Origin of the sequence: Microvirga sp. Mcv34 (assembly GCF_024519725.1) — a bacterium.
Lineage (GTDB): Bacteria > Pseudomonadota > Alphaproteobacteria > Rhizobiales > Beijerinckiaceae > Microvirga.
Window position 1 is genome coordinate 18,710 of record NZ_JALJRK010000043.1, and the last position, 25,700, is coordinate 44,409.

General features: G+C 58.2%; 21 protein-coding genes. 10 read left to right on the forward strand and 11 right to left on the reverse strand.

Annotation, left to right across the window (positions count from 1 at the left end):
• Window positions 1–142 precede the first annotated feature (142 nt).
• The 4 genes from OC446_RS20035 to repC all read right to left on the reverse strand — a co-directional run bounded on the left by OC446_RS20035 (window position 143) and on the right by repC (window position 4,685).
• Window positions 143–1,507 (reverse strand): DUF192 domain-containing protein, encoded by a 1,365-nt coding sequence (locus OC446_RS20035; protein ID WP_262030785.1) that lies wholly within the window; start codon window positions 1,505–1,507, stop codon window positions 143–145.
• 4 nt (window positions 1,508–1,511) lie between these two features.
• Window positions 1,512–2,267, reverse strand: a complete 756-nt coding sequence (locus tag OC446_RS20040; protein WP_262030786.1) for a tetratricopeptide repeat protein — start codon at window positions 2,265–2,267, stop codon at window positions 1,512–1,514.
• 98 nt (window positions 2,268–2,365) lie between these two features.
• Window positions 2,366–2,698 (reverse strand): hypothetical protein, encoded by a 333-nt coding sequence (locus tag OC446_RS20045; RefSeq protein ID WP_262030787.1) that lies wholly within the window; start codon window positions 2,696–2,698, stop codon window positions 2,366–2,368.
• Between the two features lie 685 nt (window positions 2,699–3,383).
• A complete protein-coding gene (gene repC, locus OC446_RS20050; protein ID WP_262030788.1) occupies window positions 3,384–4,685 on the reverse strand; it encodes a plasmid replication protein RepC in 1,302 nt (433 codons plus the stop codon).
• Window positions 4,686–5,524: 839 nt separating this feature from the next.
• Between repC and OC446_RS20055 the strand changes: the two genes are divergently transcribed.
• Entirely contained in the window at window positions 5,525–6,334 is an 810-nt protein-coding gene (locus tag OC446_RS20055) for a hypothetical protein (protein ID WP_262030789.1), read from the forward strand.
• 65 nt (window positions 6,335–6,399) lie between these two features.
• Here OC446_RS20055 and OC446_RS20060 read toward each other — a convergent pair whose 3' ends face one another.
• The gene (locus tag OC446_RS20060; RefSeq protein WP_262030790.1) at window positions 6,400–6,642 is read right to left on the reverse strand and encodes a hypothetical protein; all 243 of its coding nucleotides are present in this window, start codon (window positions 6,640–6,642) and stop codon (window positions 6,400–6,402) included.
• 898 nt (window positions 6,643–7,540) lie between these two features.
• On the opposite strand from OC446_RS20060, the gene OC446_RS20065 reads away from it, so the two are divergent.
• The 3 genes from OC446_RS20065 (at window position 7,541) to OC446_RS20075 (ending at window position 12,161) form a co-directional block, all read left to right on the forward strand.
• Window positions 7,541–7,921, forward strand: coding sequence for a hypothetical protein (locus tag OC446_RS20065; protein WP_262030791.1), 381 nt, complete (start codon window positions 7,541–7,543; stop codon window positions 7,919–7,921).
• Entirely contained in the window at window positions 7,905–11,051 is a 3,147-nt protein-coding gene (locus OC446_RS20070; RefSeq protein WP_262030792.1) for a hypothetical protein, read from the forward strand. Before OC446_RS20065 ends, OC446_RS20070 begins: the two co-directional genes overlap by 17 nt.
• Before the next feature lie 516 nt (window positions 11,052–11,567).
• The gene (locus tag OC446_RS20075) at window positions 11,568–12,161 is read left to right on the forward strand and encodes a hypothetical protein (protein ID WP_262030793.1); all 594 of its coding nucleotides are present in this window, start codon (window positions 11,568–11,570) and stop codon (window positions 12,159–12,161) included.
• A gap of 73 nt (window positions 12,162–12,234) precedes the next feature.
• Here the strand turns inward: OC446_RS20075 and OC446_RS20080 are convergent, their stop codons facing one another.
• Window positions 12,235–12,537, reverse strand: coding sequence for a hypothetical protein (locus tag OC446_RS20080; RefSeq protein WP_262030794.1), 303 nt, complete (start codon window positions 12,535–12,537; stop codon window positions 12,235–12,237).
• 585 nt (window positions 12,538–13,122) lie between these two features.
• Here OC446_RS20080 and OC446_RS20085 point away from each other — a divergent pair.
• The 3 genes from OC446_RS20085 to OC446_RS20095 are packed head-to-tail and all read left to right on the forward strand — an operon-like array spanning window position 13,123 to window position 14,993.
• Window positions 13,123–13,524, forward strand: a complete 402-nt coding sequence (locus OC446_RS20085; protein WP_262030795.1) for a hypothetical protein — start codon at window positions 13,123–13,125, stop codon at window positions 13,522–13,524.
• 44 nt (window positions 13,525–13,568) lie between these two features.
• The gene (locus OC446_RS20090) at window positions 13,569–14,444 is read left to right on the forward strand and encodes a hypothetical protein (protein WP_262030796.1); all 876 of its coding nucleotides are present in this window, start codon (window positions 13,569–13,571) and stop codon (window positions 14,442–14,444) included.
• Between the two features lie 15 nt (window positions 14,445–14,459).
• On the forward strand, window positions 14,460–14,993 hold the full coding sequence (locus OC446_RS20095; RefSeq protein WP_262030797.1) for a hypothetical protein: 534 nt from the start codon (window positions 14,460–14,462) through the stop codon (window positions 14,991–14,993).
• 25 nt (window positions 14,994–15,018) lie between these two features.
• Here the strand turns inward: OC446_RS20095 and OC446_RS20100 are convergent, their stop codons facing one another.
• Entirely contained in the window at window positions 15,019–15,255 is a 237-nt protein-coding gene (locus tag OC446_RS20100) for a hypothetical protein (RefSeq protein ID WP_262030798.1), read from the reverse strand.
• Between the two features lie 1,555 nt (window positions 15,256–16,810).
• On the opposite strand from OC446_RS20100, the gene OC446_RS20110 reads away from it, so the two are divergent.
• Window positions 16,811–17,563 carry a hypothetical protein gene (locus OC446_RS20110; protein ID WP_262030800.1) on the forward strand — a complete coding sequence of 251 codons (753 nt, stop codon included), beginning with the start codon at window positions 16,811–16,813 and terminating at the stop codon, window positions 17,561–17,563.
• Window positions 17,564–17,598: 35 nt separating this feature from the next.
• On the opposite strand, the gene OC446_RS20115 is transcribed toward OC446_RS20110, so the two are convergent.
• From OC446_RS20115 to OC446_RS20130, 4 genes are all read right to left on the reverse strand, one after another.
• Complete coding sequence (locus OC446_RS20115) at window positions 17,599–18,366, reverse strand: hypothetical protein (protein WP_262030801.1); 768 nt, start codon at window positions 18,364–18,366, stop codon at window positions 17,599–17,601.
• Between the two features lie 534 nt (window positions 18,367–18,900).
• Window positions 18,901–19,695, reverse strand: a complete 795-nt coding sequence (locus OC446_RS20120; protein WP_262030802.1) for a hypothetical protein — start codon at window positions 19,693–19,695, stop codon at window positions 18,901–18,903.
• A 223-nt stretch (window positions 19,696–19,918) separates the two neighbouring features.
• Window positions 19,919–20,611 (reverse strand): YcbK family protein, encoded by a 693-nt coding sequence (locus tag OC446_RS20125; RefSeq protein WP_262030803.1) that lies wholly within the window; start codon window positions 20,609–20,611, stop codon window positions 19,919–19,921.
• Window positions 20,612–20,707: 96 nt separating this feature from the next.
• Window positions 20,708–23,272: a DEAD/DEAH box helicase gene (locus OC446_RS20130; RefSeq protein ID WP_262030804.1), complete on the reverse strand. Its 2,565-nt coding sequence runs from the start codon at window positions 23,270–23,272 to the stop codon at window positions 20,708–20,710.
• 139 nt (window positions 23,273–23,411) lie between these two features.
• Here OC446_RS20130 and OC446_RS20135 point away from each other — a divergent pair, with 139 nt between their 5' ends.
• Both OC446_RS20135 and OC446_RS20140 read left to right on the forward strand, forming a co-directional pair.
• The gene (locus tag OC446_RS20135; RefSeq protein WP_262030805.1) at window positions 23,412–24,998 is read left to right on the forward strand and encodes a hypothetical protein; all 1,587 of its coding nucleotides are present in this window, start codon (window positions 23,412–23,414) and stop codon (window positions 24,996–24,998) included.
• 9 nt (window positions 24,999–25,007) lie between these two features.
• Window positions 25,008–25,652 (forward strand): hypothetical protein, encoded by a 645-nt coding sequence (locus OC446_RS20140; RefSeq protein WP_262030806.1) that lies wholly within the window; start codon window positions 25,008–25,010, stop codon window positions 25,650–25,652.
• The last annotated feature ends 48 nt before the right edge of the window (window positions 25,653–25,700 follow it).

The following is a 25,700-nucleotide window of genomic DNA, read 5'->3' on the forward strand; positions in this document are numbered from 1 at the left end:
GCGGTGGCTTTCTTCTTAGTTGCCACTTGCTTCGGCATTACACGCGATAACATTGCGAGAAGATAAAGAGCAAAATTCATAGTGACCCTTGGCCTGTGGCGGGCTTCTTTTGGGGATTGAGAGGGGTAGGCTGCGGATTAGGTCAGCGTCGACCTAAATCCGCCTGAGCCTGGGTCTGAGGTTTCACAGGAATGCGAACAGGCGAGTTATTCACCTTTGCGTCCTGAGCGAAATATTCTGGGGGGATGCCATTCTCGAAGATCGCGATCCGGCAGTCAGGGGTAAGCGCGAGACGTTCGATTTCATTCCCGCGAAGAGCGATGATGCCGTCGGCCTTCGCCACTTGAACCGGAAGTTGCTGGCGAGGCTGAACGTTCTTGAGCATGCCTGCGATGTTGCCGTTTCGACGGAACGAGATGAGATCCACTGCGAAGTTGAGATCCCGCGTCATGAAGTCGAAGGTCGTCTCAGCGCTCAGGATCGTGGCGAACCCCGTCGACGGCGCCATAGATGCGCGATGCGAGAGTCCAACGGCGGCCCGGACGGGCGAGCTGGCGAACTCTACGGCAACAGGATGCATGGCCGTCGGACAGACGAAGGCGGCAGCCCGGATGACGTTGTTCGTGAAGCATCCATCCGTAGACGGCTGCTGCGCGCACATCGAACTGTCGCGAGTCTGCTCGGCAGGCGAATCTGACGTTAGCGAGACCCGCGAAATCAGATCGTTCTGAACCCGCGTGACGATCCTCTTGGCGCTAGGCACGACCTCGAGGACCTTTGTCGGGCTTCCCGCGGTGAGAACGAGTGCTGCGGCCGTTGCCATGGTTCCGATCAGAACAAGCGACCCACGGCGCTTCTTTGGCGGCTGGTTCTTATTCATCAGGCGCTGTCGCAGCGCCTCTTCTTCGTTCACTGAGATCCCTGTTCCCCAGTCGTGATCGTAGGAGACGTTGACCTCGGAGGCAGCGGCTCGGCTCCACGGCCACCGACGCGCTTTGCGAGCCTCTGGTGCATGGTATGGGCCGGGAAGGGTATTGCCTGTAACGGAAGCAAGGGCAGGAGCGGCTTCGGCAGCAACCTGGTCGGGGAGAGGAGCAAAGGTTTCGAGATAAGGATCGTGGACGTCGATAACCGGGTTATCCGGATCGACGGGCCCTGCCGGATCATCTTCGGCAGATGTCTGACCCTCAGCCGGGTCGGCGTTGACCACGGCTTCAACCACCTTGCCGGCGCTGTGATCTTCTGCAGGAGCGTCAACCGTTTCCCCAGCCTCGCCCAGTGGCTTGCCTGTGAAGCCTCCGGCCAGAACCACGAAATCGTTTGCGTGGGTGTCGTCGATTTCTGCCTCAGGAGCTGGATCTTCGGCTGGCGGTTGGAGCTGGCCGCCGACCAGAAGAATAAAGGAGTCGTCAATCGTATCGGAGCCTGCTGGGCTCGACGGCTGCGCCTGGCCGGCCTCTTTCGAGGTGGCGCCAGACTTAGAGGGCCAAAAGCGTGTCAGGTTCATGATCTTATGCCCGCTTTGCAGCCTTGCCCTCAGAACGGGCATTCGGGGAACCAAGGCTCTTGAGATAGGCAATATGCGAGTCGATCTCGGCGGCCGCGACGTCCGATTTCAGGAGGTCCCGCGCCTCGGCTTCTTTGCCAGTCATCACGAGGACGACAGCGAGGTTCTGACGGACCTTCTGGTCAGCACCAGGCGCGATGGAGGCCTTGCGGAGATACTGTTCGGCAGAGGCCATGTCGCCGGTCACTGCATAGGAGAGACCCATGTTGGTCAGGACCATCGGATCTTCCGGTTGGATCTTGAGCGCCGCGGTATAGAGGGAGCGAGCGCGATTGTGGTCGCCGGACTGATCGGCGATCACGCCTTGAGCCGAGAGAACCCGCCAGTCGGGGTTATCTGGGGTATGGGCTCGGTCCAGTACATTCGAGGCGAGCTGGGTCTTGCCAACGGCGATCAGGGACTTCCCGTAGGCCGCGATCACCCCCTTGTCGTTCGGGAAGCGGAGAGCCGTCTGCTGGAGAACGGCAGCCGCTTCCTCATTGCGATCGAGGGAGTTGAGAGCCTTGGCATAGGCCAGAGCAGCCTCCGGGTTGTCCGGCTGGGAACGGTAAGCTTCTCCCAGACGCTCGGCTTCCGAGCGGATCTGGCCCTGAGAAGGCGGGCCCGAAAGACCCAGGCTTCCGGTGGTTGTGGTGCATGCGGAGGCTAAAAGCCCAGCGGCCGAAATCAGCGCAGCACGGAGGATGAGGCTGTGTCTCATAACAATGTCCCGGTTAAAACTACGATTCGTGTTTTTCTATTTCGCCTCTTTTCGCATTTTCACGTGCGAAGGGAAACGGGTTCAAAGCGTTCCGCACGCTAATTCGCAGCCTCAATCGGCGGCAATGCGATCTGGTCGGGCAAGAAGTGGAAGTCGATCCGGGCATCGGAAGCAGGATCTGGGTCAGACCCAGAGGCCAAAAGCTCAACCAAGCCATCGACTTGATCCAGCCGGATCGGGGACTGGAGCATCAGGAACCATGAGCCGATTAAGCATGATTGAGAAAACTCGATCGGGGTCGTTGTGATGAGCGCTTCCGGGTGATCTTGGCTCAGACCCACAGCGGTCCGTTGCGCTGCCGCTCCATCGAGAGAAGCAAAGAGTGGAACAGCACCCGCTGCGTTCTGAACGGCGACTAGATATGTGAGCATGATTCGAGAATGTCCTGGTGGCGATTCTTGTTGTCGGACGGGTAAATCGTGGGTTTCGGCGGCCGCCTTGACCTGATCTCAACACTTTAAGAGAAATATTTTTCTGTCAGGTTGTTTGTCGTTGAACGCTGATGAAGTCTTTTGATTGCGGGTAGACACTCGATGAACTTGCAAGCCGAAGCTATAAATGGCGATGTTTCGAGCTTGTTTATACATATTCAAAACTAGCCCATTTCGCTCCGCATATCCCGCATTTTATTTCGGACTGCGCCAGACAGCGAACGGACGAAGATCTGAAGTCTCGGGCGCGAGTTTTGGCAGAGCAGGCTGGCAAGTGGAGTATCGTTTCCGTCTACTTGCGGCTCGATTAGAAGACAGTCTGCACAAAGGCAGTTCTGCAACATTTTGGGACTGATCCCGGCAGGGGATTAGATATTGTCCCGTCGTAAGAAGTATACCGTGAACTCAATCTTGTGCTCTCGGAAGTCTTCGCGCTGACTCGCTACGATTGAACCCTATTCAATCCGTCGTCCTGACTTCCGCTTGCATTTGACAGACGTTGCGCTCTCCCGATCTCGGTGGCATGTTCATGGGGAACCCGGCAATGTCGCCTCTTCCTGGTGAGCCAACATTGTCGAAGCGGGTCTACGCCCGTCTGACTGGGCGGAACTGACAGCCGTTGATTTTATCCGGCATGTCGTTCCGCCTCTTTTTTACCGAGCAGCGGAAACACAACAGAAGGTCTCGGATCGTGCGTCCGGCTTGCTGCCATTCTCGCGATGACCTCCCCCATGCTGGGCTGGTGCGAGCCCGTCTTGCTTACGATGCTGTGCAGATAACCGCCGGGGTTCGAGATCCGCCCATCTTCATGCCCCTGCAGAATGACCAGAAGGCTCAAGGAAGCCTCAATCGGACCGAGGGACCGCTGGGCTTCATCCCATAGCTTTCCAGAAATCCCAAGGAGCCCTCTGAGCTGGTGAATGCTAGATGCCAGCTTATGAACCGACGAGAAGGCGTCAGGATAATACTGGGAGAGGGCGGGGCAGGCACGCTGCACCTGATTCAGGTCCAAGGATATGCCTTTGGTACGCTCCTGCTGGATCTCTGCCTTTGGGGCGTAGGGCGCAGCCTTGATGCCATCTACATCTTCGGCAGCCCTTTGATTCAAAGAGTCATCCTTTTTATGAATCAGATTAGGATTCTGGGTGAATCCTTTGTCGCCTGCGGGCGAAGAATCTTCGACCAATTCGGTTGCATCGAGATGCTGGTTCCAAGCCGATTGAGCCGAAACTTCGAGTGTGATGAGTGACGACAGCAGCGTGTGCAGGTCAGCCAGCGAGGCCTTCACGGTCCGGGTGGGGCGGCTCAGCGTCATGCCGTACTGCTCCCCGAGACGAGCGAAGGTTGCGGCGAGTTCGACCCAGGGACCGGCGATCTGGCTGTCCTGGCCGCCGGCGATCAGGCGGATGACCCTGATCCGGGTTTCAGAAATGAGTTGAGCGAGCTTCTTCCGCTCTGCGAGCTCGGCCTGATGAGTTTCGGCCAGTTCAAGAAACTGCTCCCGGCGGATCATCAGGGGAGTAAGATTGATACCGCAAGCCTGAACGATGCGATTGTTGACGCGCGTACCGAAGCGTTTGCGGGTGGCGCTGTCGCTGTGGGCGATCAAGCCCATTTGGACCAGGCGTCTGAGGTGAACCTGAATGCTGCGCACATCGACACCCACGCGATCGGCCAGGGCGGCATTGGAGGGCCATACCACGGGGCCGATCTTGCGATCCTCCCAGTCGATCGGATGTGAGAGATCGCAAAGGACGCTGAGGAGCCGCCACGTGGTGGGGCGGAGTTTAAGGGCCGGAGCTGCCTTTTTAAGAGCGTAGAGCACTGCCGACTTGGTCGTTGGCTTTTCGTTAACGAACTTTTCTTTCACGGCCCGTTCGACACGGGCGTGCGCAGCCGACATCGGCCGCAATCCTTGCGGATTCATGGTCTTGACCCCGATTGTTTTTGGACAAGCGAGACCGATCGCCGAAACGACGTTTCCAGTTGACAGGGATGTCGGGGGTGTCTAAGAACATTGACGCCAATCTAGTTCTTAGTCCGGTCCCGTTGGGTTCAGTCCTTTCGATACCGGCCTCTTCAAAACCCCTGCCGCGCCAACGGCGGGGTTTTTGATTCTTAGGCCTTCTTCAAGCCCTTCATGTCCTCATGTGTTGGATCGATCCGAGAAAATGCCGCCAAGCATTCGGGTCGACTTTTAGATGTGAATACCGACCCGGGACTCTTGCTCCAGACGCGCCAACGCCTAAATTCCGAATCTGATGGGCCAAGTGGATTCACACCGGCAAGGTGGGTTGAGTCAAGGGCAAACGAATTAAAACGCGGATTGCCAGAATTAGAGTTAAAAAGCCCGGCCCTTAATTGCTATCTTTCCGGATAGGCTGTTTTGAAATTCCGGCTGCGATTCGGGATAGTTGACAGCGTGGCAGCTTGCCATTTCCGAATTCTTGTGCTTCGTAAAACCCGTTCTCAAATCAAATTCGGATTTTCGAAATGGGAACAAGGGGAACGAGAAAGCGGCAAACTTGCGAGCTTCGGAAATTGCCAGCGAGCGCGCAACTTTAGATCGCTCCGTAACTTGTACTGGATCGGGATTTGCTAAACCAACCCGGCCAGTGGCGGTTCTGGGTTTGGATGTGGTATTTGGGGGAACGGATGACCCGTAGGTCGTTTTCGGAAGACGATTTCTCTGAAAGCAAAACGCTTCAGAATGTGAGCGCAAACCTTCAGACCATCAAGAAGTTGATGGGATGGGGAACCACGGAGATGTCGAAGCAGATCGGCATCAGCGACCGGCATCTGGATAGCTTGCTTCGGATGACCTCGAATGTGACCGTTCTGGTCCTCGAGAAGATCGCTGAGGGCCTGGGAATTCCTTTCCAGCGCCTGACAGGAACTCGGATCGTCGTCAGGGGCCACGTTTCTGGCGGCAACTACCTTGAAGAGCTCCAGCAGGAGCCCTGGCACATCAGCAGCGACGAGATTGAGGCTCCAGTGGCTCGCTCGTCGCGTGAGGCTCCTTCGCGCAAGGCGAAGAAGGAGACAAAAGCACCGGAAGAGCCGGCGTTGCCTCCTGGAATGGAGGGGATCTTCCAGCGCCTCATCGATGTACAGGAGCGGCTCACACAGGATCAGAGCCGGACGGACGCCAAGGTCGATAAGCTGGCCGAGCAGATGCAAGACCTGGCCAGTGCGGTCAGAGGTCAAGCACCGTCGGCGGCTACGGCCAAGAGTGAAGCCGCCGGTTCAGGAGGCGGTGCAAAGGGATCGCGCAAAGGACGGACAAGCTCGGAGGAGACCTCGTCCAAGTCTGGCAAAGGCGGACGGGGTGCGGCTGCCCGTTCCGGCGCCGGCGCGACGGTCTCAAGTGGGCGTACCGCGGATCCTGACGGAGACCTGTTCGACCGGAGCACTCCTGAGGCTCCCAAGCGCCGTGGCCGACCTCCTAAAGCCGAGGGCGCAAGCCGGACGACCCGCGAGGCAGCTTTGAAGTCCCGAGGGCATGAGAGCGTAAAGAAGGCCAGTCCTTCCAAAGACGACGGGCGCACGAAACGCCCCTACAACCGGAAGAAATAAAAAAAGCCCGCGAGAGCGGGCTTTCTTGTATCGGCCGGGGAGGGGCGAGAAACCGTCTCTCCCGGTTAGAATACCATCGTGAAGACGTAGGCGATTGCCGCCAGAGCGGCGAGGAACGCCCCGATCTTGACGACAGTCCAGCCGAGGACGAGGGCCATCTTGACGGCGCCGAGCGCCAGCAGGACCCCGAGGGCGCCAAAGACGCCTTCGTTATAGACCCACATGATCATCGCATGAGCGATCATGATGAAGGCGACAGTGGGGGCCAGGGCCTTGAGCTCGACCCGGAGAGCTTCCTTGAAAGTCATGGCAGGATCCGTTTCTTATTCTTTTTATTGGATCCAGCGCGGGGATGTCTAGGCTAGCGTCTAGTCCGTGCTGGTTCTTATTATTGTTCTTGGCACGGCCGCTTTTGCCGCCGTTCTTTTTTGGGGTTTCAGAAGACCCCTTATTCACCTCAAAGCCATAGCTTCAAGAAGTGTCTCCCTGACCGGAACCGGTCAGGGTCAGCGTTCACCAGGGCATGCCGAAATAGAGATCCTGCTGCCCTGCTCTCTTATCGTTGTCAGTGCGTGGGGTCTCGGAGTTCGGGGATGAAGGACGAGGAGCCACGACGTGGGGGATTGTTCCCAGCGCTCTCACGAGCGCCTCGATGAGACTGATCTTATCTCTTGTGAGATTTCCGGATCCGGGCACCGGAACGACCGTGATGATGGAACGCCGAGAATGATATCTCCATCCCATACGCTCTGGGGCGCCGCCTGGACGCGAATTGGAGACCCGGGCTCAGGCAGGGAGACTGGGGTCAGACCGTTCCTGATCGATAGCCGGTCGGTATCGATGACCGCTCCGAGAATAGAATGGGCAGATCCGACATTGTTGAGCCCCCTGACCTCGATGACATCGCTAAGGGCAGCGGGATGTCGGCACCGGTCCGCTTCGGCAGCATGCAGCGCCCGACACAGGGGAACTCCGTACTCCTTTAATATATGGCGCAGTTGAACCTGCGGGTCCGGCTCGATGAGACGGAACGGGATCGTGACCTCCGCGTGACCGGCCCTGGGGGTGTGGAGCACACATATTAAGATAGCAAACCGAATTAGGCAGAGGTATTTTAGCCGCGTAACTCGGCGCAGCCGTTCTCGAATCATAATTCGGGAGCCGGATTGCCCTGAAGCCCGCGCACGCAACGTTTCCGAGGTTTCCATGGACAACGATCTGATACCCACCAACAAGCCTAATACTACCGACCAGGCATCGGGTTCAAAAGGCCTGTTGAGCTCAATCAAGGGGACTTTGTCCGACGTCGGCAAGCAGGCGGTCGATGGCGCAGTGAACCTCGTGACACCCGAGGGTCTGAACGCATTCTCCGGTCGCATGCATCTCCACGGGGCCGAGGGTACGGGACCAGCCAGCCTCAAGGACGTTGATAGCGTTCTCTCAAAGGCAGGCTCCAAGGGGCTCGACGCCCTCATGGGGCCGAACTTCGAGAAGCAAGCGCTGCGGGGCGCGGAGGAGGTGTTCTCGCGCATGGCCCACGGCCGTGACCGTACTCGGGTCCGGGACGGTCATGACATCGGTGGCTAATCCTGCCGACAGCCGGCTTTTCGTGGGTCCATTTTCGGCGGTCTCGGCCATGCGAACTGTTCTACGGCGGGTCCCCGGGTATGGGCGGCTGAGCCGGTTGTATCGCGGCATCGCGATCGCAGCAGTCGGGGCGGTCCCGATCTGTCTGTTGCTTGGCTCGGGTTGGGGCCTGCTGTGGGGCTTGGTCCTGGCTTTGATTGTCGACCAAAGTCTTTGGCTGGGTAGAAACTTTGTGGCCTGGACCGCAATCTGGTTTCTCGTCTGGTCGTTTTCGGTTCAAGCCGGATCGTACTTTCTACCGCTCCACAGCGAGTTCTGGCTGGTTCTCGTTGGGGTCTGGAAAGCCGATGGGATTGTTTTAAGGGATGTTGGAATCCCCCTCCTTGCTTCCCCAATCGCGTGGTTTGTTCTCGGTTTCCCCGGGTCGAAGGGCCTGGATGCCCTCTTCAAGCATATTCAGCGGGATCTGGTCGAGTTCCCGCTGCTCGTGGCTTCCGCCACTGTTTTCACGTTCAGCTGGTCGGCGCCGCAAACCCCGGGCGCCGTTCTGATCGGCTCCACAATTTTCGCAGGGATCATCGGCATGGTTATGAACTTTCTCAGGCGCGGACTGCTCAAGAGTGCGGCGGCGATAGACAATAAGATTGAGGCATTGGAGACGAGGCAAGGCGGGACGCAGGTTCGCGAGATTAACGTCCCGGCCCTCGGACAATCCGGCCGCCCGAAGCGGTTCGTGTTTGACGATGACGAACCTGAAGCGGCGGCTGCACCAATAACTGCCGCCCACTATCCCGCGCCAGCTGCACAGGCGGTCGCTGGAGCCGCAACTGCGGAGGCTTCTCCCCTGGAGGAACATGTCGAGCTCACTCCTGACGCCAGTCTCTGGGACGAGGACGGCGGTGATGAAGCGGAGGTTGAGGCCCCCGGTCAGGCCGATGACCAAGGGCAGGGGGCCGACGGTTCAGGGGAGCCTGAGGATTTGGTTTTCGATGACTCGCTTTTCGCGAGCGACAATGGGCTTGGATCTGAGGCAGGTCCATTGGGAGATGAGGTTTCAAGCGAAATGAGCTTCGGTGCGGAAGAGACTGTGGAGGGAGACGCCCGTCGAATTGCGTTCATGGATGCTCGCAAGCTGGTTGATGCCTATCACCTATTGTCCGAGCAAGCGGCAATCAGCGACGATCCGGTCTCAGTCCGGGAGGCGGTCGGCACCTTGGCCGACATGATTACGAACACCACCCAGCTCTCGCGCGATTGTCTGACGGAAATCGATCATCCTGAGGTGATTGACGGGTGGATCCTCTCCGCAACATTCAACGAAGACGCCGATATCGAACGTGAGATTTACGACCACTTCATGAGTCCCGCGGCGGAGCCGATGGATGAGTTCGCAACGCCGGTCTTAGACAGTGTCGAAGAGGTTTCCACGCAGCCCGTAGTGAACGTCGCCGGACCGCCAGAATGGGAAATGGGGACGACGATCCTAATTGATGCCCCGGTGATTGAGGAGCCGCAACCTGAGGAGGCGGCTGTGGATACCGTTTCCCATGTGGCCCCGACCGAGGAGGTCGATGTAGCGGTGAAGGAGCCGGAGAAGCCGAGTATCCCGACGCCCTTGCTTGATGGAGACCTTACTGAGGACGAAAAGAGCCTCGTGACGTCCATCTTGGAGGATCAAGACCTCTTGGAGAATGGCTTGCGGGCCATCGCCGGCTATGATTTCCGACCGAAATCGCTCAGCCTCCTGAGCGGCCGGGTTGGGGCATTGCTGCGCGCCCGTTGGAGCGAGGTTCTAGGCGACCTGCGTCTCCAGCGGGTTTTCATGACCGTCCTCGAGCGTGTCGATGACGAGTTATACGAGAAGGTAGGGATCCGCCGCAGCATCTGTTCAGTACGCTTCACCTCGTCTCTCGTCCAGGAAGAGACGGAAGCGTTCATGATGAACGTCGAGGAGAAGCTTAATGCGGGGATCGACACGAAAGATGATTACGATTTCCTCCTTGGCTGCAGGGACCGGCTTGAAAGCCTCACCGAGGCGTTCGGCGAGGTCGTGCCAAGCCTGAACGAATTGGATCAACGATTCCGGAAGGACCTGGAGGCGTCAGGGCGGGTCTACGCCGAACCCTTGACCCCGGTGGTGGCCGAGCTGACCGGTGTGCATGCGATCGATCCGGGCTCGATCAAGAGGGGAATGGGGCATGTCCTGGCATCGAGCTTGGATCAGAACGACCGTGACCTCCTCGACGGCTTCATCGCGGTCGCCAAGTCGGTGAAGACGCTCGAGCAGCGGGTGATGATCGAATCCCTGCGCCGGCAGACGGATGTGTCGACCCATCCCCTGTACGACTCTGTGATGGCTCTCAAGCAAGAGGCTTTGGCCAGAGCAAAGTCGCTCCAGGATCGGGTCACGCTCTCGGGAGGAGGAGAAACGCGCCTCAAGAACATGCTGCTTTCAGGTGGGGAGGATGCAGCTGAGGTTTTCGCAAATATCCTCCGCTCTGCGCAGGAGGTGGAAAACTACCGGATCGACGGCAAATCAAAGAGTGCTCTGCTGGCGAGCTTGGAATCCCAGATGGCCGCTCTCAATCGGCTCGGTGAGGAACATGCTGTGGAAAAGCGGGAGCTGCGAAGGCAGGCAGATGCAAACCTGACGAGCGACAGCATCGAGGCTCATATCAGCCTATTGGCTGAGGTGTTCTCGCAGAAGAAAAATGCGGGAAACCACAAGATGGTCACCGACGCCGAGACGGTTCTGACGAGGCCGAAAACCGGCCCGGCTCAGGCGATCTACCGGACCAAGGATATCACCTACGCATTCTGCTTCATCTACGGACAGAACCGTAACGACTGGTATATCAAGGATGCCGAGATGCTGCTCTGCAGGTCGAACTCTATGGCAATCTCGCTCAAACAGGCCCGAACCCAGGTCGGCAGTCTTGCAGAGGTTCAGACTGAGAAGGTCCGGATGCGTTTCATCATGGTTCACGGGAACGTGGAGGCGGGGATGGGCATCGCCTTCTCCGCAAAGCAGGCCCTTGAACAACCGGACTTGCTTATGAAACCGAGTGAGCTCGATCGCGGCTTGGAAAAGGTCTCGGGGGATGAGCAGCAGGTACGGCCCGCCGCGTAACCGTCGGTGATCTGAGAGAAGGGGTGCAACAATGCTGTGCGATCCGGTCAGCCTGGGTGACCGCTTCCCCTGTTGCATCCCTCACTGCGGCCGAACGGTCGCCAAGACAGTCGCCAAAGAAAAGGGTTGGGGCGAGTGGATCTGCGGCGTCCACTGGAAAATGGTCCGCCCTACTTATCGGCGCGTCCACGCGCGCATCCTTCGTCGCGGACGTCGGGGCCTGGCGGTGCGTCCTATGCGGGCTGATCGCATATGGGCTCGCGTTAAACGGGCGGCGGTGGAACGGGCCGCTGGTCTGAGCTGATCCCCATCAGACGCTGGTCCTGGCGCAATAAAAAGCGCCATTCTGCATTAAACTGCTCTTTTCCGAATTGTGCTTCAGAAAACTTATGCTAGGATTCCTTTGCTCGTCATTGACGAGTGCACTTGTACGCCTGGTGTGGAGGTTCGTCCGCTGGGTGCGTCCTGTGCAACCTACCGAGCCCAATGCTCGGTCAAAGCCAAAGGTGTCCAGCAATGGCTGACAACCAGAACACGGAAGTGAAGAAGCCCACCGTCTCGGAGATCCTCGAAGGTGCGACCTCGCATGCTGCGCTGATGTCCGATCGTAGCCCCGAAGGCCTTGAAGGCCGGAAAGCGGCTGCGAAGGTGATCAGTGACAAGCTCGACTACCAGCGGGACTTTAAGGGTGCCCCTGGTGTTAAGAGCCTCGCTGGTTTCCAGACTGTGGTGACCAAGGACGGCGATCTGAAGCTGCATTACGCGAAGAGCGAGGTCGAGATGGCCAAGACGATCGCGGCCAAACAGCAGCTTCCGGAGGGGCAGAAGCCGACCTCCAAGGTTCGCTTCCTTGCATTCAACATGAATGCAGCGGTCAATCGCACTGCGAATACGACGGGTAAGGACGCTCTCCATGAAAAGGACGGCGGCGTTATCTACTTCGACACCAAGGTCCTGCAGGAGAACGTCAAGGTTCTCTCGAAGGCCGCGCAGCGCGATGCCATGTCCTCGGCTCTGCAGGATGCGATCGACTCAAGCCGCCTGAAGTTTGCTGAAATGCAGGCTTTGCGGGGTCGCGCGCAGCAGCAGCAGCAAGGCATGGCCGCCTAAAAAGGCTTCTCTTCCCGGCAATAGGAGGCGTCCAGAGAGATCTGGCGCCTCCTTTCTTATGTAGAGTTCCTGGTCAGCGCAGGCGGTCTGGTCCCGTAAGGATCAATGCCGAGCCGAAGATGGGGTCACCCGAAGAGATACCCCGTGCTGCATAAGCAGCATCACGGATGGCGATTGCCGACGGGTTCAACGGCAGCTTCTTATGGGCGTGGTCTTCGTCCACGATCATCTGGGCGGGCTCGCCCTCATACTCATCGACGCCGCTAACAATCTCAATGCCGCTGGAGTTCAAAGCAGAACAGGCTTCATCAAGATCTCGGGGAGCAGCGGCCAAGGCGGTTTTCTCACCGTCGGCGCTGATAATGAAGCAAGGCATAATCGGATGGCTCCTATAGGGTTGCTGTCTATGAATTAGACCAGAGTGGATGGTTTAGCAATTTGCGAGCTGCAGTTCTTTTTTACCGCTTTAAAGGGCGGTATCACGGGATAGAATGCAGGACGTTTCACGAATCGTAATTGTCCAGGATTCGAGAAGTTGGAGAGTACGGATGTTGATGACGCCAGAGACGATGGAGGCGTTGGAGGTAAGACGCAGCCGTCTGGTGGAGATGTTCGCGGGATGCCTGAGGCGACCTGACGTTCACCGGGTTTATGCGACACCGCTTTCGCGCCGGCAGAAGACCGCAGAGCTTCCGAAGCACTTTGCACTCGGTGGGCTGCCCGACGCCGCCGTCGAAGGCGGCTTAACGAGTGACTTCATGGCTCTCGCCCATGTGGCCTCTTCCGATGCGGTAGAGCCGGACGATATTCGATTCCGGCGGCTTTGGAAGGATGTCCGGGAGAGTGCCCATGAGGCAGCCCTGGCTCTGCGTCAGCGCCTTCATGTCGAGAGAATGATGCGTCTTGGCAGCACCCGTATCAGGGCGCCGGCTCAGGCCCAGCAAGCAAGTGGAGGTCCGCAATGACGGCTCACGCGCTGGAGTCTGATGGGATGTCTAATCCCGTCGGGCCGCTGCTTAAGCGGGAGTTCGCCCCCTATAGAGTGACGGACCGGGTCGAGATCCAGACGAGGGTAGACGGCCGGTTCACCATCATTCTCTTCGGCGATTATGTGCCGGAGGAATCGCTACTCGGCGGAAGGTTAATTCTGACCCCCGCTCCAAGCAGAATGCGGATCTTCGTTCGGCACTATATGGACGAAAACTATGACGAGGGCACAGTGCTGATTGCGGAGTGCCCTGACCCGAAACCGGAGCTTCTAGAGGTTTGTAGGGCGCACGAGTTCCTCGATGTGCTGATCTACAATCAGACAGAGAATCCTCTTGAGTTCCAGAACCTGTTGGCATGGGTCGACGAAGATTAGCGATCCCATTCCGAGACGATGCAACCATTCATGAAAGGCTAGCTATGGATACTCTTGCTTTTACCAATGACCAGTCGCCTTCCTTCATCGTCGGGACACGTACCGGCGGTCAGGGCAAGACGCTCGTCTCTCAGGTCATTCAGTACATCTTTCAGGGGCATAACCAGCCACTGCGAGTGATGGCTGCGGATACGGCTGGAGACGAAGGCAGTGCGACGAAGTCAAAGCTCGCGCGCTTCCTTGAGGGTGAGGTGGTCGTTGAGGAACTCGGAATTGGTGTCTCCTTGACTTCCATTCGTTCGGACGCGGACTCTGCTCTTCAATACTGGGAACGGCTGGGCGAAGCTCTGGCTGAGGGCAATGTCCTGGTCGATGTCGGAGCTAACGTTTTGCCATCAATCTGGAACTGGGCTGTGGTGATCGATGCCGGCCGTGTGTTCAAGGCCGCGCCTCCGATCAACCTTGTAGTCCCCGTGACTGCACAAGCGCAGAGCCTGGTCGATGCTGCGGACCTGATCCGGCATGCCGAGAAGAATCGCAAATACCTTCCGATTGCGGGATATTTCGTGGTCCTCAATGAGCACGAAGGTAAGTTCGATAGCTTAGTCGAGACCTCTGAATATCGCGATCTCATGAAGCTCGTTGCCGATCACGATGTAAAGACCGTGAGGCTGGAGCGCTGTAAGAGTTCTGTTTGGCAGAAGATCCAGGCAAACTGTATTTCGCTGACGGAAATGAATGCACTCCACTTCTCCGATTATGCGCCGAAGTTTGGGATTGGTTCCTTTATGGCATCGGCGGCCGAGAAAGACTTCACGGGTTGGCTTAACGCTACTGTGGAAGAGTTCCGGCAGGCCAGCTTGGTCCCGCGGGAGCCGGGAGGAGCAGGAGGCGCCAACCGTATCAGCATTGAAGCCTGAAGATCGATGGTCCCGATGAACGATTTCTTCGAGAGGCATGCTCGAGAGCATCGGGAAGCGCTAGTTCGTCATGAGAAGATGTGCAGGGAGCGGGAACGCTCTCTGCTTCATCTCCTAGAGCAGGCGGTTTTAGAGGGCGGTAGCGGCCAGGTCGTTACTGTCATCGAAGGATTGCCGGAAGAGGATCGGGAACTGATCGTTGAGCGTTTTCCCGATCTTCTCTCTAGGCTGATGGCGACAGCCAATCGGGCGTCAGGAGGATCAGGCGTTGATCTTGGGGCGGCCTTTCGGGCGATCGAACTGATCCGGCAGGCGAAACAGGAGATTGGGCCGGCGCCGCTCTCCGACCCTCTCGGAGTGTCCATCAGCCTTCCCGATCTGGTCACACTGGCCCGTAAGGGCAGGGTCACAAGCGCCAAAGGGTTAATCGCGGCGCGGGATCGGGCAGAGGCCGAAAGGAGAGGGATTTGGGCCCTCTTCAGCCTGGTTGTCCGACGACAGGCGTGGTTTTGCTGGATGCGGTTAAAAAAAGGAGCCGGGGCCCATTAGGGGCTCCGGCTCTTCACATTGGGGATCAGTGAACCTCCGCGCCACGACGCAGGAAGGGCGGGATGTCCAAATTATCTGCGCTGACGATGGTCACCTGATCGGCCATCTCGGCATGATCGCCAAAAGGACCGTCATCATCAAAAATGCTCTCATCGGGCTGGTCAGAATGCGCGAACTGGCTGGCCGTGAGGCTAGATGCCGTGTCAAGAACGATGACGGAAGCATCCTGGGCTAGGTTCAGGTCAGCCTCGGGAGAGCTCATCTGCTGGAGCCGCTGGTCTACCGTTTCTTCGTAGCCGTTCTCCCAGCTCTGGCGCAGCGGCCCCGGAGCATAGGGGCAAGTGCTCTTGGGTTCATTGGCAAGGGCTGCCTGAGCCCCTCGTCCCGAGCCTTCGTCAGAAAGATCCCGTCAGGCGAGAAGGTGACCATCTCATCGCCCTGCTGGACCGAGTCATCGGCGACAGGGGCAGTTGTCTGGGTGTTCACAGTGTCGAGCGGTTCGGAGCTTGCAGCGGTCACCGCCTCGTCCTGAGAGGAGACGGCCTGCTCCTGCAGGTCCGTCATGCCTTCGGCCGGAGCCTCCATGTCGCTCTGAGCGTCAATCTCTGGGGCAGCGACAGGGGCCGGCGTCTCGGCAGGGGGCGTAGCAGAAGCGAACTTCTCCTGGGCGGCCTCACCCTCTTTGTCCTTGGCGCCGGCATCATAACCCTGTGCGTAGGCCGTCTGGGCTGAAGGGCGCTTGTAGAGGTTGATGTCCTTTACCTGGCCGGTGATCCCGTCGTCATAGCCCTTCTGATAGGCCGAGCGCGAGCGGGGAACGTCATCCCCATAGGGGTTGTTGGGTGCGGGCGTTGACGAGATCGGAGCGACGGGAGCGGCTTCGGAGAGAGGCGCTGCGGGCTGCATGGAAGGGGCGGCTACCGATAGGTCGATGTCACCTCCGACGAGACCGAGCTCGATGAGCGCTCCGACACGCTTTTGGATCATGTCATCGAATGCAGGACGCGGAAGGTTGGTCTCACCGGTCACGGAAACCGCAAGGTCATCATAGTTCGTCTGGGCGACAATCAGGGCAGAGCGAGCGGCTTCCATTTCCAACTGCAGCCTGTCCAGCGTGCGCTGAGCAAGAATGACGGCGATGTGAGACTGTTCGCCCTGGGAGACAAGAGCCAGGATTTTGTCGTTCATGTTGTGCTCTCTAGTTTTGGGGATTGAGAAATCTCGTGATGTGCACATCGACTTGGGATGTGGATTTCCTGTGTGGGCATCTGATTTCAGATCGGGTGCCCAGGAATGAATCTATTGGGGGCTGGATTGCTCCCCGTGCAGGCAAAGATCCTGCATGTCGTTTTCTCGAAATTCGGCAGGGTTCTCCCGCTCCGCACGCGAAAGAACGCTCGCAGCCGTACCGGAGACTCGCGGCTCCCGAATTAAGATTGGAGAAACTTGAATTAGATAGCATGTGTCGGAAGTAATCTCCCGCCCAGGTATCGGTGATGAGTAAAAGACCGTCTCAGGATAGGGGACCGGACCCAGTCTTTGGGCTGCTCATTGGCGCTGTCGCTGGGGGGTTGGGGACTGGCGGCTATCACATTCTAAGCGGCGTTCGCCGTTCCCGGGTTGATACAATCACCGGGACAGTCGAGACGGATCTCGCGTTTGGAGTTGGGCTAGGGATGGCGATCGTTGGTATCGTTCTTCTCGTGAAGTCTTCAGCCGGCCGCAACCGGTAGACCGTCTCCGCGAGAGGTCAGCCCTAGGCAATCCACTACCTGGTGTGATGAAATCCAGGCTCAGGGGCCATGGGTGGAGTTCGGATGTCCAGGGTATTGATCATTGCGGGGGTGGTTGTTCTTGGAACGCTTCCTGTTTACGGGCAGGCCGGCTCGCCCAAGCAGGAGGGGCGTGTCCGGTATAAGCCGGGCTGGGTTGAAGCGACCTGCGAGCTGGAGAAGCTCGATTTTCTCGAAGCCGAAAAGCGCAAGGAAGCACGGCGATCCTTTTTCGATAGGCCTTACCCTAAGGAGATTGAAAACTACGTCCCTGGTGTCTTTGAATATGCCGAGCACATCCTCACTGGAATCCCTTGTTATGTGACCCCAACGGTCGAGATCCGATTGCCGGAACGTTTCCGTTGCCGCTTGGATCGGGTGATTTTCCGCGATCCCGAAAAGGGAGAAGAGCTAAAAGCCACCGGCGGGAGTTACAACTTTCAATTCGTGTACCTCGATCCGACCGATGAGACGGTCGAAGATCGGCCTCGGGCTCTGAGTAAAGGACCTCCGAGCGTGGTGGGCCAAGTCTTGGTCAGAGGCCAGGTGGCCGGGAAGTCCTATACGATTTCGCGAGAGTGGATGGATGGGAGCCCGGCGGAGGCAACCGGCTCCCGGGAGACGCAGGAAGCCAATCCGGGTGACGCAGGCCTGCCGGCAGACAAGCTACCGTTCGTGACGGCTTCGAACGCCTCGATGTTCGTGTTTGACCTAAGGAACGACTCGCCGATCGTAAAGGAGCTCACCGGCGGGCCGCTCAAAGAGTACCAGTTCATTCCGCATAGCTGTCAGGGATAGGGCAGGCGGCTCGGCTGTACTGGCAGCAATCTGCATCAACACCCGGAGGCGGACCGGATCCTCTCGATCCGGACTCCCTCGGAGGTTTGGACAAGGCTCACCGTTGCCTCGCCATTGCACGGCCTTCGCCCACTTCGGTAGCGGTACCGGACCTTTACCTGCATTGGACCCGCCTCGTTGACCGAGAGCAGCTTGAGTGGCTCGTCGAGGGCGCCGTAGAACTTGGTCAGGGCCTGAGCTGTGAATGGACCACTCGCCTGCTTCTCTGCGATCACTCGTGCCGACGCTGCTCGACCGTCCCCGCGCTCGAGTGCTCCATAGAATTCGCTCACAAGGGCCACAGCCGTTGCCGATCCGGGCGTCATCGGCTCAGAGGCGTGGGATCCGCGGCTCTCCTGTGGTGTCCATCCGGCAAGCATTTCGGCGGCGATGGCCGGATACAGCGCGGCATCGTTGCCTGAAAGTCGGACTTTCAGGAGGCGGACGGAAGGCTCGACAGCAGGATCTCCGATTAAGAATACGAGACCCTGAGTGGCGAGCGGCGGGACGGGCTCCTCGCCATCCGTGCCGAGCCCGTTCTGTCCGGCAGGGGTTCTATAGCTCACCACATCCTGGGCCAAGTGGCGGATTTGGTCCGATGGCCAGGGTGCGAAGACATAGGCGTTCGCATCATCCATGCCTTCGTCGCGGACGCCTTCAGCAAATGCGCGGGCCTGCGGGAAAACGCGGGCGGCGACCCGTGCGACGGCAAACCGTCCCGAGGTCCCGCCTTCCGAGAACCGGCGGACGATCTGAGGTCCCATCCAGGGATCGTCGAAGTTTGCAGGTGCCTCAGGAGGGGTGACATATAAAACGTCTCCGTCACTCCCTGACACGGCTCTGCAGGACCATCCTCTTGGGCCGAGAACGCCGCCACGGCGCGATGGGTTGGCTGTGTAATAGGCCAGTTTCTGAGCCGTGCCGCCGGGAATGAGGTGCCTTGCTGTTTTCGGAAGGACAGGCGGCTCACGCAAGCCCATCTGTCCGTCCTGAGGACACCCTATGAGGGGCACTTCAGCACTGGTTAAAGAGGTCGAGGACTGTGTGTCGGGAAGGGTCTGCCGGAACGCCTCAACCAATTCCATGGCAGTCTCGCCGGCATCTGCTGCAGTTGCGAAAAGGGAGGCCGCGGCAACGGTGGATGCAAGTCGGATCGATAATCTCACGGTACGCTCTATGGCCTGGAGGCGAGAAGGAACACGTTAGTTGAGATTGGGCTCGTCGCCAATGCAAGGCGAGGGGTCAGATGGAGGCTGGAGTTTCAATGACGAAGCACTTCCTTGACCCTAAGGCACGCCTCATTTTTCCTGGCTGTCCGCGAACTGTTGCACTCGTACCCGGTTTGTAGATCGTCTCCACCAGCCGAATAGTGCTACCAAGGGCCCCCCGATAGCCCCAATCCCACCGATTATCTCCAGGACCGGCCTCCAACCAGAGAAGAGAATTCCAATTCTATCAATAGGTGAAATTTCTATCTCGATAGGCTGGCGAAAGGTGCTTATCGCGAGTGGTTTCTGCCCACCTTCGAAGTCAATATATGCCAGCAACTCCAGCGTCAGATTGGCTGTCCCTTCCCCTACTGCCTTGACGTCCCAGACCCACTGAACCGTCTCTTCCAAAGTGATGGCTTTGCGCTGAACATCCTCGCCTCCTCTGGGCTTTATCTCCACCAAACCATCGGGCCCGGTGAGATAGGCGCGAACATCATTGCTTACGCGGACGTTCTGTGTCCTCACAGTACCTGGGAGGTTCCGAAGAAGGTCTGCCCCTGTACCTACGCCCTTGGGTTCTAATACGAAGCTAATCTCGGTTGAGCGCCCATATTGCAGCTTCTCTGGTGCGTTGTATCGTGCAGGGACATCCTTCAATGCTTTCGCGATTGCTTGACGTAGTTCTTCAAACGGGTCCGATGATGGAGCCGGGGTGTTATTTCTCACATTGGGAGCTATGATCCCGGCTGACTTCTGCTCGAATTGATCAAAAACAATTCCGTCAGGGTCTCGGTCGAGCGAGGGCAGGACGAGGTAAAAGCCGATGGCACCTCCAAGAACTAATCCAACAGCGGTGGACACTATCTTCAGTGAACGTTTCATTTGAGTGCCTGCGCCGCCGAGACCTAGCTTGTGAGAGGAGTGGCAGGGATTACCACGACAATTCAATTAACGTCCACGGCATTAAAGAATGGCCTCCCATAGGGAGGCCGAAGGATCGCTCGTTATGAGCATTCACGATAAAGATATTAGTCAAACTTCCGTACAACTCGGGGCAAACTTCTGCGCGTTTGAGTCAGAGTTATAGTTATGTAACATTGTTACCTTATCCCACCCAGGTACGAATTTGGCCTGTGTCGACGTGGGTGAAATTTCTATATTTTCCTATCCCGCCGATGCCTATCGCTTGAGCGTATCGAGCGATTGTCTCTGCCGGAACTTTATTGACCACGATATCGGAGGCTTGCGAGTGCATGTGCAGCGAGTTGATGGCTGAGCCTTCATCTCGGAGCATGTCATTAGTGGTCTTGGTCCGATAGCCGGACGTTATGATGATTGGCTGCTCAAAGCCAATCCGGTGCTGGATCGCCCAGAGCAGGTGAAACAGCTTGGGATCCATTGCCATCGTGACATTCTCACGCCAGTCGCGAAGCATGTGGCACAGCTGAGAGTAGGCCGGCTTGTCGTAAACGCCCTCCTTCCAGAAGACGGTCTTAACTTCCTCATTGGTGTTGTAGTTGACCAGCCAGAGCCCGCGGTGGGCCGGAAGTCCTGCTTGGGTCAACGGAGCCCTTGACGTGATGGCCGCAAGATCCGTGTTCTTCATGTCGTTCGGCAAGCTAGGAGCCTCGGCAGACGGTTCGAATTCGAACGACGGCATCTCGAGGGTTTCGGGACCGGCAAGTGACGGGATCAGTTGGGTGCCGACGGGAAATGCGACCTGGGCACGGGCGAGGGTGCTATGGGCGAGGCCTGCAGATGCAGCAAGACCGGTAAGGATTTGGCGGCGGTTAAGCATGGATCGTCCTGGTGGCATGATTCGAGAATCGAAATTCCCGCTCTTGGTCTTTTGAATTAGCGGGGAACTTATCAGCGTTTTAATTCGGCGGCAAACTCAGGCGGCCGCGGCCATGGCAAGATCGCTGCCGACGGCGCCGTAGATCTTGTCCTCATCGCCATAGATCTCGTTGGCGATGCGGAGCTTGGTGTCGACGATGCTGCAGATGTAAGCGTCAATCGACCCTTTGATGACCATGTACCAGACATTGACAGGCCTGGACTGGCCGTGACGGTGAGAGCGATCCTCGGCCTGCAATAGGGCAAAAGGATCCCAGTCGACTTCGCAGAAGAGGACCTCCGCGGCACGCGTCATGGTTAACCCTGTTCCTGCGGCCTGAATGCCCGCGACGATCACGTCGATTTGGCCTGCCTGGAACTCGTCGATGAGCTTCTGCCGCTTGCGAGGCGTGTTGGCGCCGCCGTGGAGTTTGGCCACTTTGGGCCCGAAAGCGGAGATGATGTCTGCAAGCTGGTCGATGATCTCCTGGTGATGAGCAAACACCAGCACCGGCTCGCCTTGCTCATACTTGGTAATCACCCATTCGACGGCATAGGAAATCTTAAACGAAGCTGTCCTGCGGCGGAGCGCATTGAGCTTCGTCATGATTTTCTTTTTCTCGACCTTGTTCTCGGTATTCTTCAAGGAGTCAAAAATCAGGTTCTCTTCCTTGAGGAGGTCCACAAGGGTGGGGTCCATCACGTCGAGTTCGATGGGCCGGCGTCGCTTGGGAGGCAGACCCTTCTTGAGACGCCGCAGCATAATGCTGCCCATGATGATGCGGCCGAGTGTCTTGCGACGTTCCCTCCGCTCCTCGTTGTCGGAGTCCAGGTCCCCAAGGCCGTAGACCTTCGAGAACCGCCCGAAGTCGTCAAATGCCTGAGGAAGCGAGAGGTGGAGCGGGGTAAACAGGTCTTGGGGACGGCGGGTGAGGGGAGTGCCAGAGAGGAACAGTCCTCCAGAGAGCTTGTAGCCGAGTCGTTCGATGACGGCCCTTGCACGCTTGGCAGTCTGGTTCTTCAGCTTATGGAATTCGTCAAAGACCGCGTAATCCCACGGGTAGTCGAGGAGTTCCGGATTGTTCAGGATGGATTCGTAAGAGGCGACCGTCACACCTGGCTGGACCGGCGTCTTGGTAAGATTAGTGAACAGGTTGACGTGTGGTTGGTATGACACCCAATCTGTTACAGCCCTGGCGAAAGCTGGGGTGACGGAAGCAAGAGTGAGGATCAGCACATAGCGAGGACGGAGCACGTCAATGACGCCGACCGCTTGCATTGTCTTCCCGTAACCCATGTCGTCTGCGAGAACCGCCCACTGCCGGGTTGTGGCGAAGTTGATGCCTGCAATTTGATCCGGCGTATAGCTCTGGCCTTTGAGAGGAGCCGGGACAGGCGCCGGAACTCTTGCTGCCGCTGCCGCCGCATACTCCTCTGCGATCAACGTCTGGATCGCGATCTCGGTTTCGTCGTCTCCCCACTTCCGGTATTTGGAGGCCGCCACCGGGTCGGTGGTCATCCAGACAGCGTCTTTGGCTACGGTCCAAGCATTGTCGTTGGCGGCCTCAACCCGTGTCGTGAAGAAGCGCTTCTGCTTTTTCACATACCGGAGCTCAATCTTGAGCGCCCGGTCAGCCTCGGATTTCTTCTGTTTGGCGCTGCTGTCGGTGGAGACGACCTGGCCGAGAAGGGCCGAGATGTCGATCGAGCCGATATCGAGGAACTGGAGCTTCGATGTGATCGCTGCCAGCCCGGTGGCTAGGATTGGATCGGCAAGCTGGGCCAAGTCGCATGCGGCCCGGAGGTTTCGGGTCGTGAACCTGCCGCTGAAGGCATTCCGTGTACCCAGCGACATGCGAGCCCTGAACCCGTAGGGCCCTAGGACAGAGCGCAGATCCTCCTCCCCATGGACAACAAGACGCTCCTTGCGGGGATCATACGTCATCCAGGGGCGGCCAAAGGTCAGGCCCTTCTTGACGGCGGCGAGAAGTTTCAGGCCTGCCAGTTCCTCCTCGATCTTCGCCCGGGCCTGGGGTGTGGCGAGCTTATAGAGTCCAGCCGCCTTGAGGGCAGAGTCGGTGTACCAGAGCGATCCGCTTTCGCTGAAGGCCCATCCGGTGTTCTTGGCCCACCCGCGATGGCTGAAGCCCCCTACGAAGATAAAGAGGTCACGACTTTTGATATAATGAACGCAGGGCGCTGCGATCGGCTCTTCCAGGACGTCGAGGTGTGGGCACTTGTCCTTGAGGTTGCGCCGGTCTGCCTCGGGGGCAAAGCCGCACAGGAGGCCGACCTCCCGAAGGGTAGATACGCGCCAGGCAAGTCGCTGGGGGTCATATTTGAGCCCAAGAGTCTGAGCGAGTGGCGCGAAGCGAGGAGACTTCAGAAGAACTTTCCAGGCGGTGACGTCGTCAGCTTCTCCATCCGGGAGCAGGATCGCTCCGTAGTTTTTTCCTGAGTTCCATTCGCCGGCAGAGTAGACCGCGGGCAGGTCATCGCCGGCCTGCAAGGCGCGCTGCAAGGCGTCGTTCTCACTGGGATGCTGGTCGGGGTGGAGTGCAGCTTGTGGCATTACCGATGGACGAGTGGGAACCGAGGCAGAAGAGAGCAGGGGCTCTATCACTGGGATGCCGTGCAGAATTCCGCTGAACCACTGGAGTGCTGGCTTTTAGCTCTCTCGCTTTCGGCAATCATGTATTATAGGTCGCCCTGTGACCATTTTAAAACGCGAATCGTCAATGTATTTCGGAAGGGACGCGATCATGCCGACCGTGCGGATGCGCAATCAGGCTAAAGTCGGCATGACGTTTTGGGGATTTTTGACAGTGATGGCCCTGGTGACAGGGCTTGTTTCGGCCTTCGGGATGGGTTCCGCCTACGCTCAAACCCCACCAGCCCAGACCCCTCAGGTGGGAACGACCGAGTGGTTCCAGCAGAAGTTCAACGAAAACAGCCAAGCGCTGCTCAGCAAGGGCAAGCAGCTTAAGGACTTCGTGGACGCTTACGGTAGCTGCGTCATGAGTGGATCATCGGACTGTTCGGCCGATAAGATCACTAATCAGCTCATGATGACCAACCTGCAGAACGAACTCGCGAGTTCCGGCAGTTGGGTCCGGGAGGTGGTCTCGAAGCTGGATGCAAGCTGCTGGTCGTGCGAGACTTATTCCGCAATCTTCGGCGCCCTGATGGGGCTTGCAGGCGAGACGTTCTCTTTCTTCGTCGAAACAAGAGAGATCGTGGCGCTCGCCGTGGTTGTTACGCAGATCATTCTGGTAATCAAGGTCTTCCTGATCATCAGCGCCCCCGCGGCTCAAGATTTCAATTCGGCGTATGGTGACGTGTTCAAGTACATAGGTCGCGTTGGAGTTATTTTTCTTCTTTTCCTGACGCCTTTGACAGCACAGGCGTTTAAAACAAATACCGGATCTGGGAGTGAGCATCCTGCGAAAGTCCTCTTCGTGGATGGGCCGCTTCTGCTCGGAACCCAGGTGGGGAAGATGCTCGTTGATGAGACGGGGCAAATTACAAAGGCGAAACTGCAGGATCGGACCTGTGCTGACCCGACGACTGGATCCGGGTCGCTGTCCGACATGGCGAGGGAGCACCTGAAGATCGCCTGTAAAATGCTCTGGTCGTTCCACTCGATGGGCGTCGCGGGGATTGCCTCTGGCACCTGGCTCATTACGGAGGCTCCGAGGTCCATGAACAATCCGTCCTGGGGCGCGCTCGGTGCGGTTATCGTCGCCGGCCTCGTCATGACGGTGGCGTTCCTGTTTTTCACCATCACCTTCGGGTTGCGGTACCTGGACGCACTCGTTCGTGCGGGTTTGACCCTGGCGCTCCTGCCCGTTTTCCTCTTCTTTTGGATCTTCCAGTCCACTCGGAGCATCGCCCATGCGGGTCTGCGGTCACTCCTTTACATGGGAGCCGTGTTTGCCGCCTCAGGCTTCGTGTTCGTGATCTGCAATGAAATCATGAACTTCGGGTTCTCGAAGGCGCTCGGCTCCAGCGTCACGGCAGACGGAAGCCAAGCATTCCTGAACGCCATGTCCCAGGGTGGGTTCAACTGGTTCGTTGGCACCGGCAGCGGTGGGGATGAGGCTAATTGGCTGTCGTTCTTCTATCTGATGGGGGCTTGGGGCCTCGCGACCAAAGCGGCCAGCATCGTGTTCCAGCTTGCGGAAGAGATTACCCAGTTCCAGGGTGGCTTGACCGGTGCGGGCAAGGAGACTGAAGCCGACCTGAAGGACAAGGCAAGCTCGGGTATGAGCATGGCTGGCGGAGGTGCAAAACTGATGGGTTCGGGCGCGATGTCGCTCGGCTCCGGCGCCGTTCGGATGATGAGGTAAGGGGCGGCCATGCAAGACTGGGTTCTCGATGCTCAAGCCGACCTCGCCATGTGCCGGGACCAGGCGGCCGGTGCATCCTATTACGTCAAGAAGAGCGGATCAGATCTTTCCCTGACGATCGAGGTCCATCGACAGGGAGGGGCGCTTTCGCGCCTCACCATTCTTCCCTTCGGCCACTTCGGGGTTGCTGTTGAGACGGCTCTGATGTGGCGCTCTGAGATGATGGGCGTCGCGAGGGTCTCGGCCGATGAAGCCGACTTTCGGATCAGCCGAGGGAAAGTTCGCAAGCCCGAGGCTCAACATGTAATCCGGCTCGGCAACTGGATGACACCAAAGTTTGCCTGCGGGCTTATTGTTCGGGCGTTCACGGCGGCCGACTTAGGGAGGGATGTGACGGCCGCCGCCAAACGATATGCAGACAGGTATCGGGATGAGAAGGTGGATACCGGAATCGCGTCCGGTTACCGGCTGCAGCACAACATCTTCGAGGATGAAGGTGGCGGAGCAGATCCGAAGGTGGAGCCAGTATCCTCCGTGGCTGTCGCTCCGGCGCGTCCGCAGAAGCCCAAAGTTGAGACGTCGGTGGTGCCGCCGGGGCCGATTGCTGCGAAACCAAAGCCCGCCTTCCGTGCCCAGCCGCCGATCCCTATTTAGTCGGCCCTGAACAACCCACAACTGATTGAGACAGAAGGATTCTTCGCC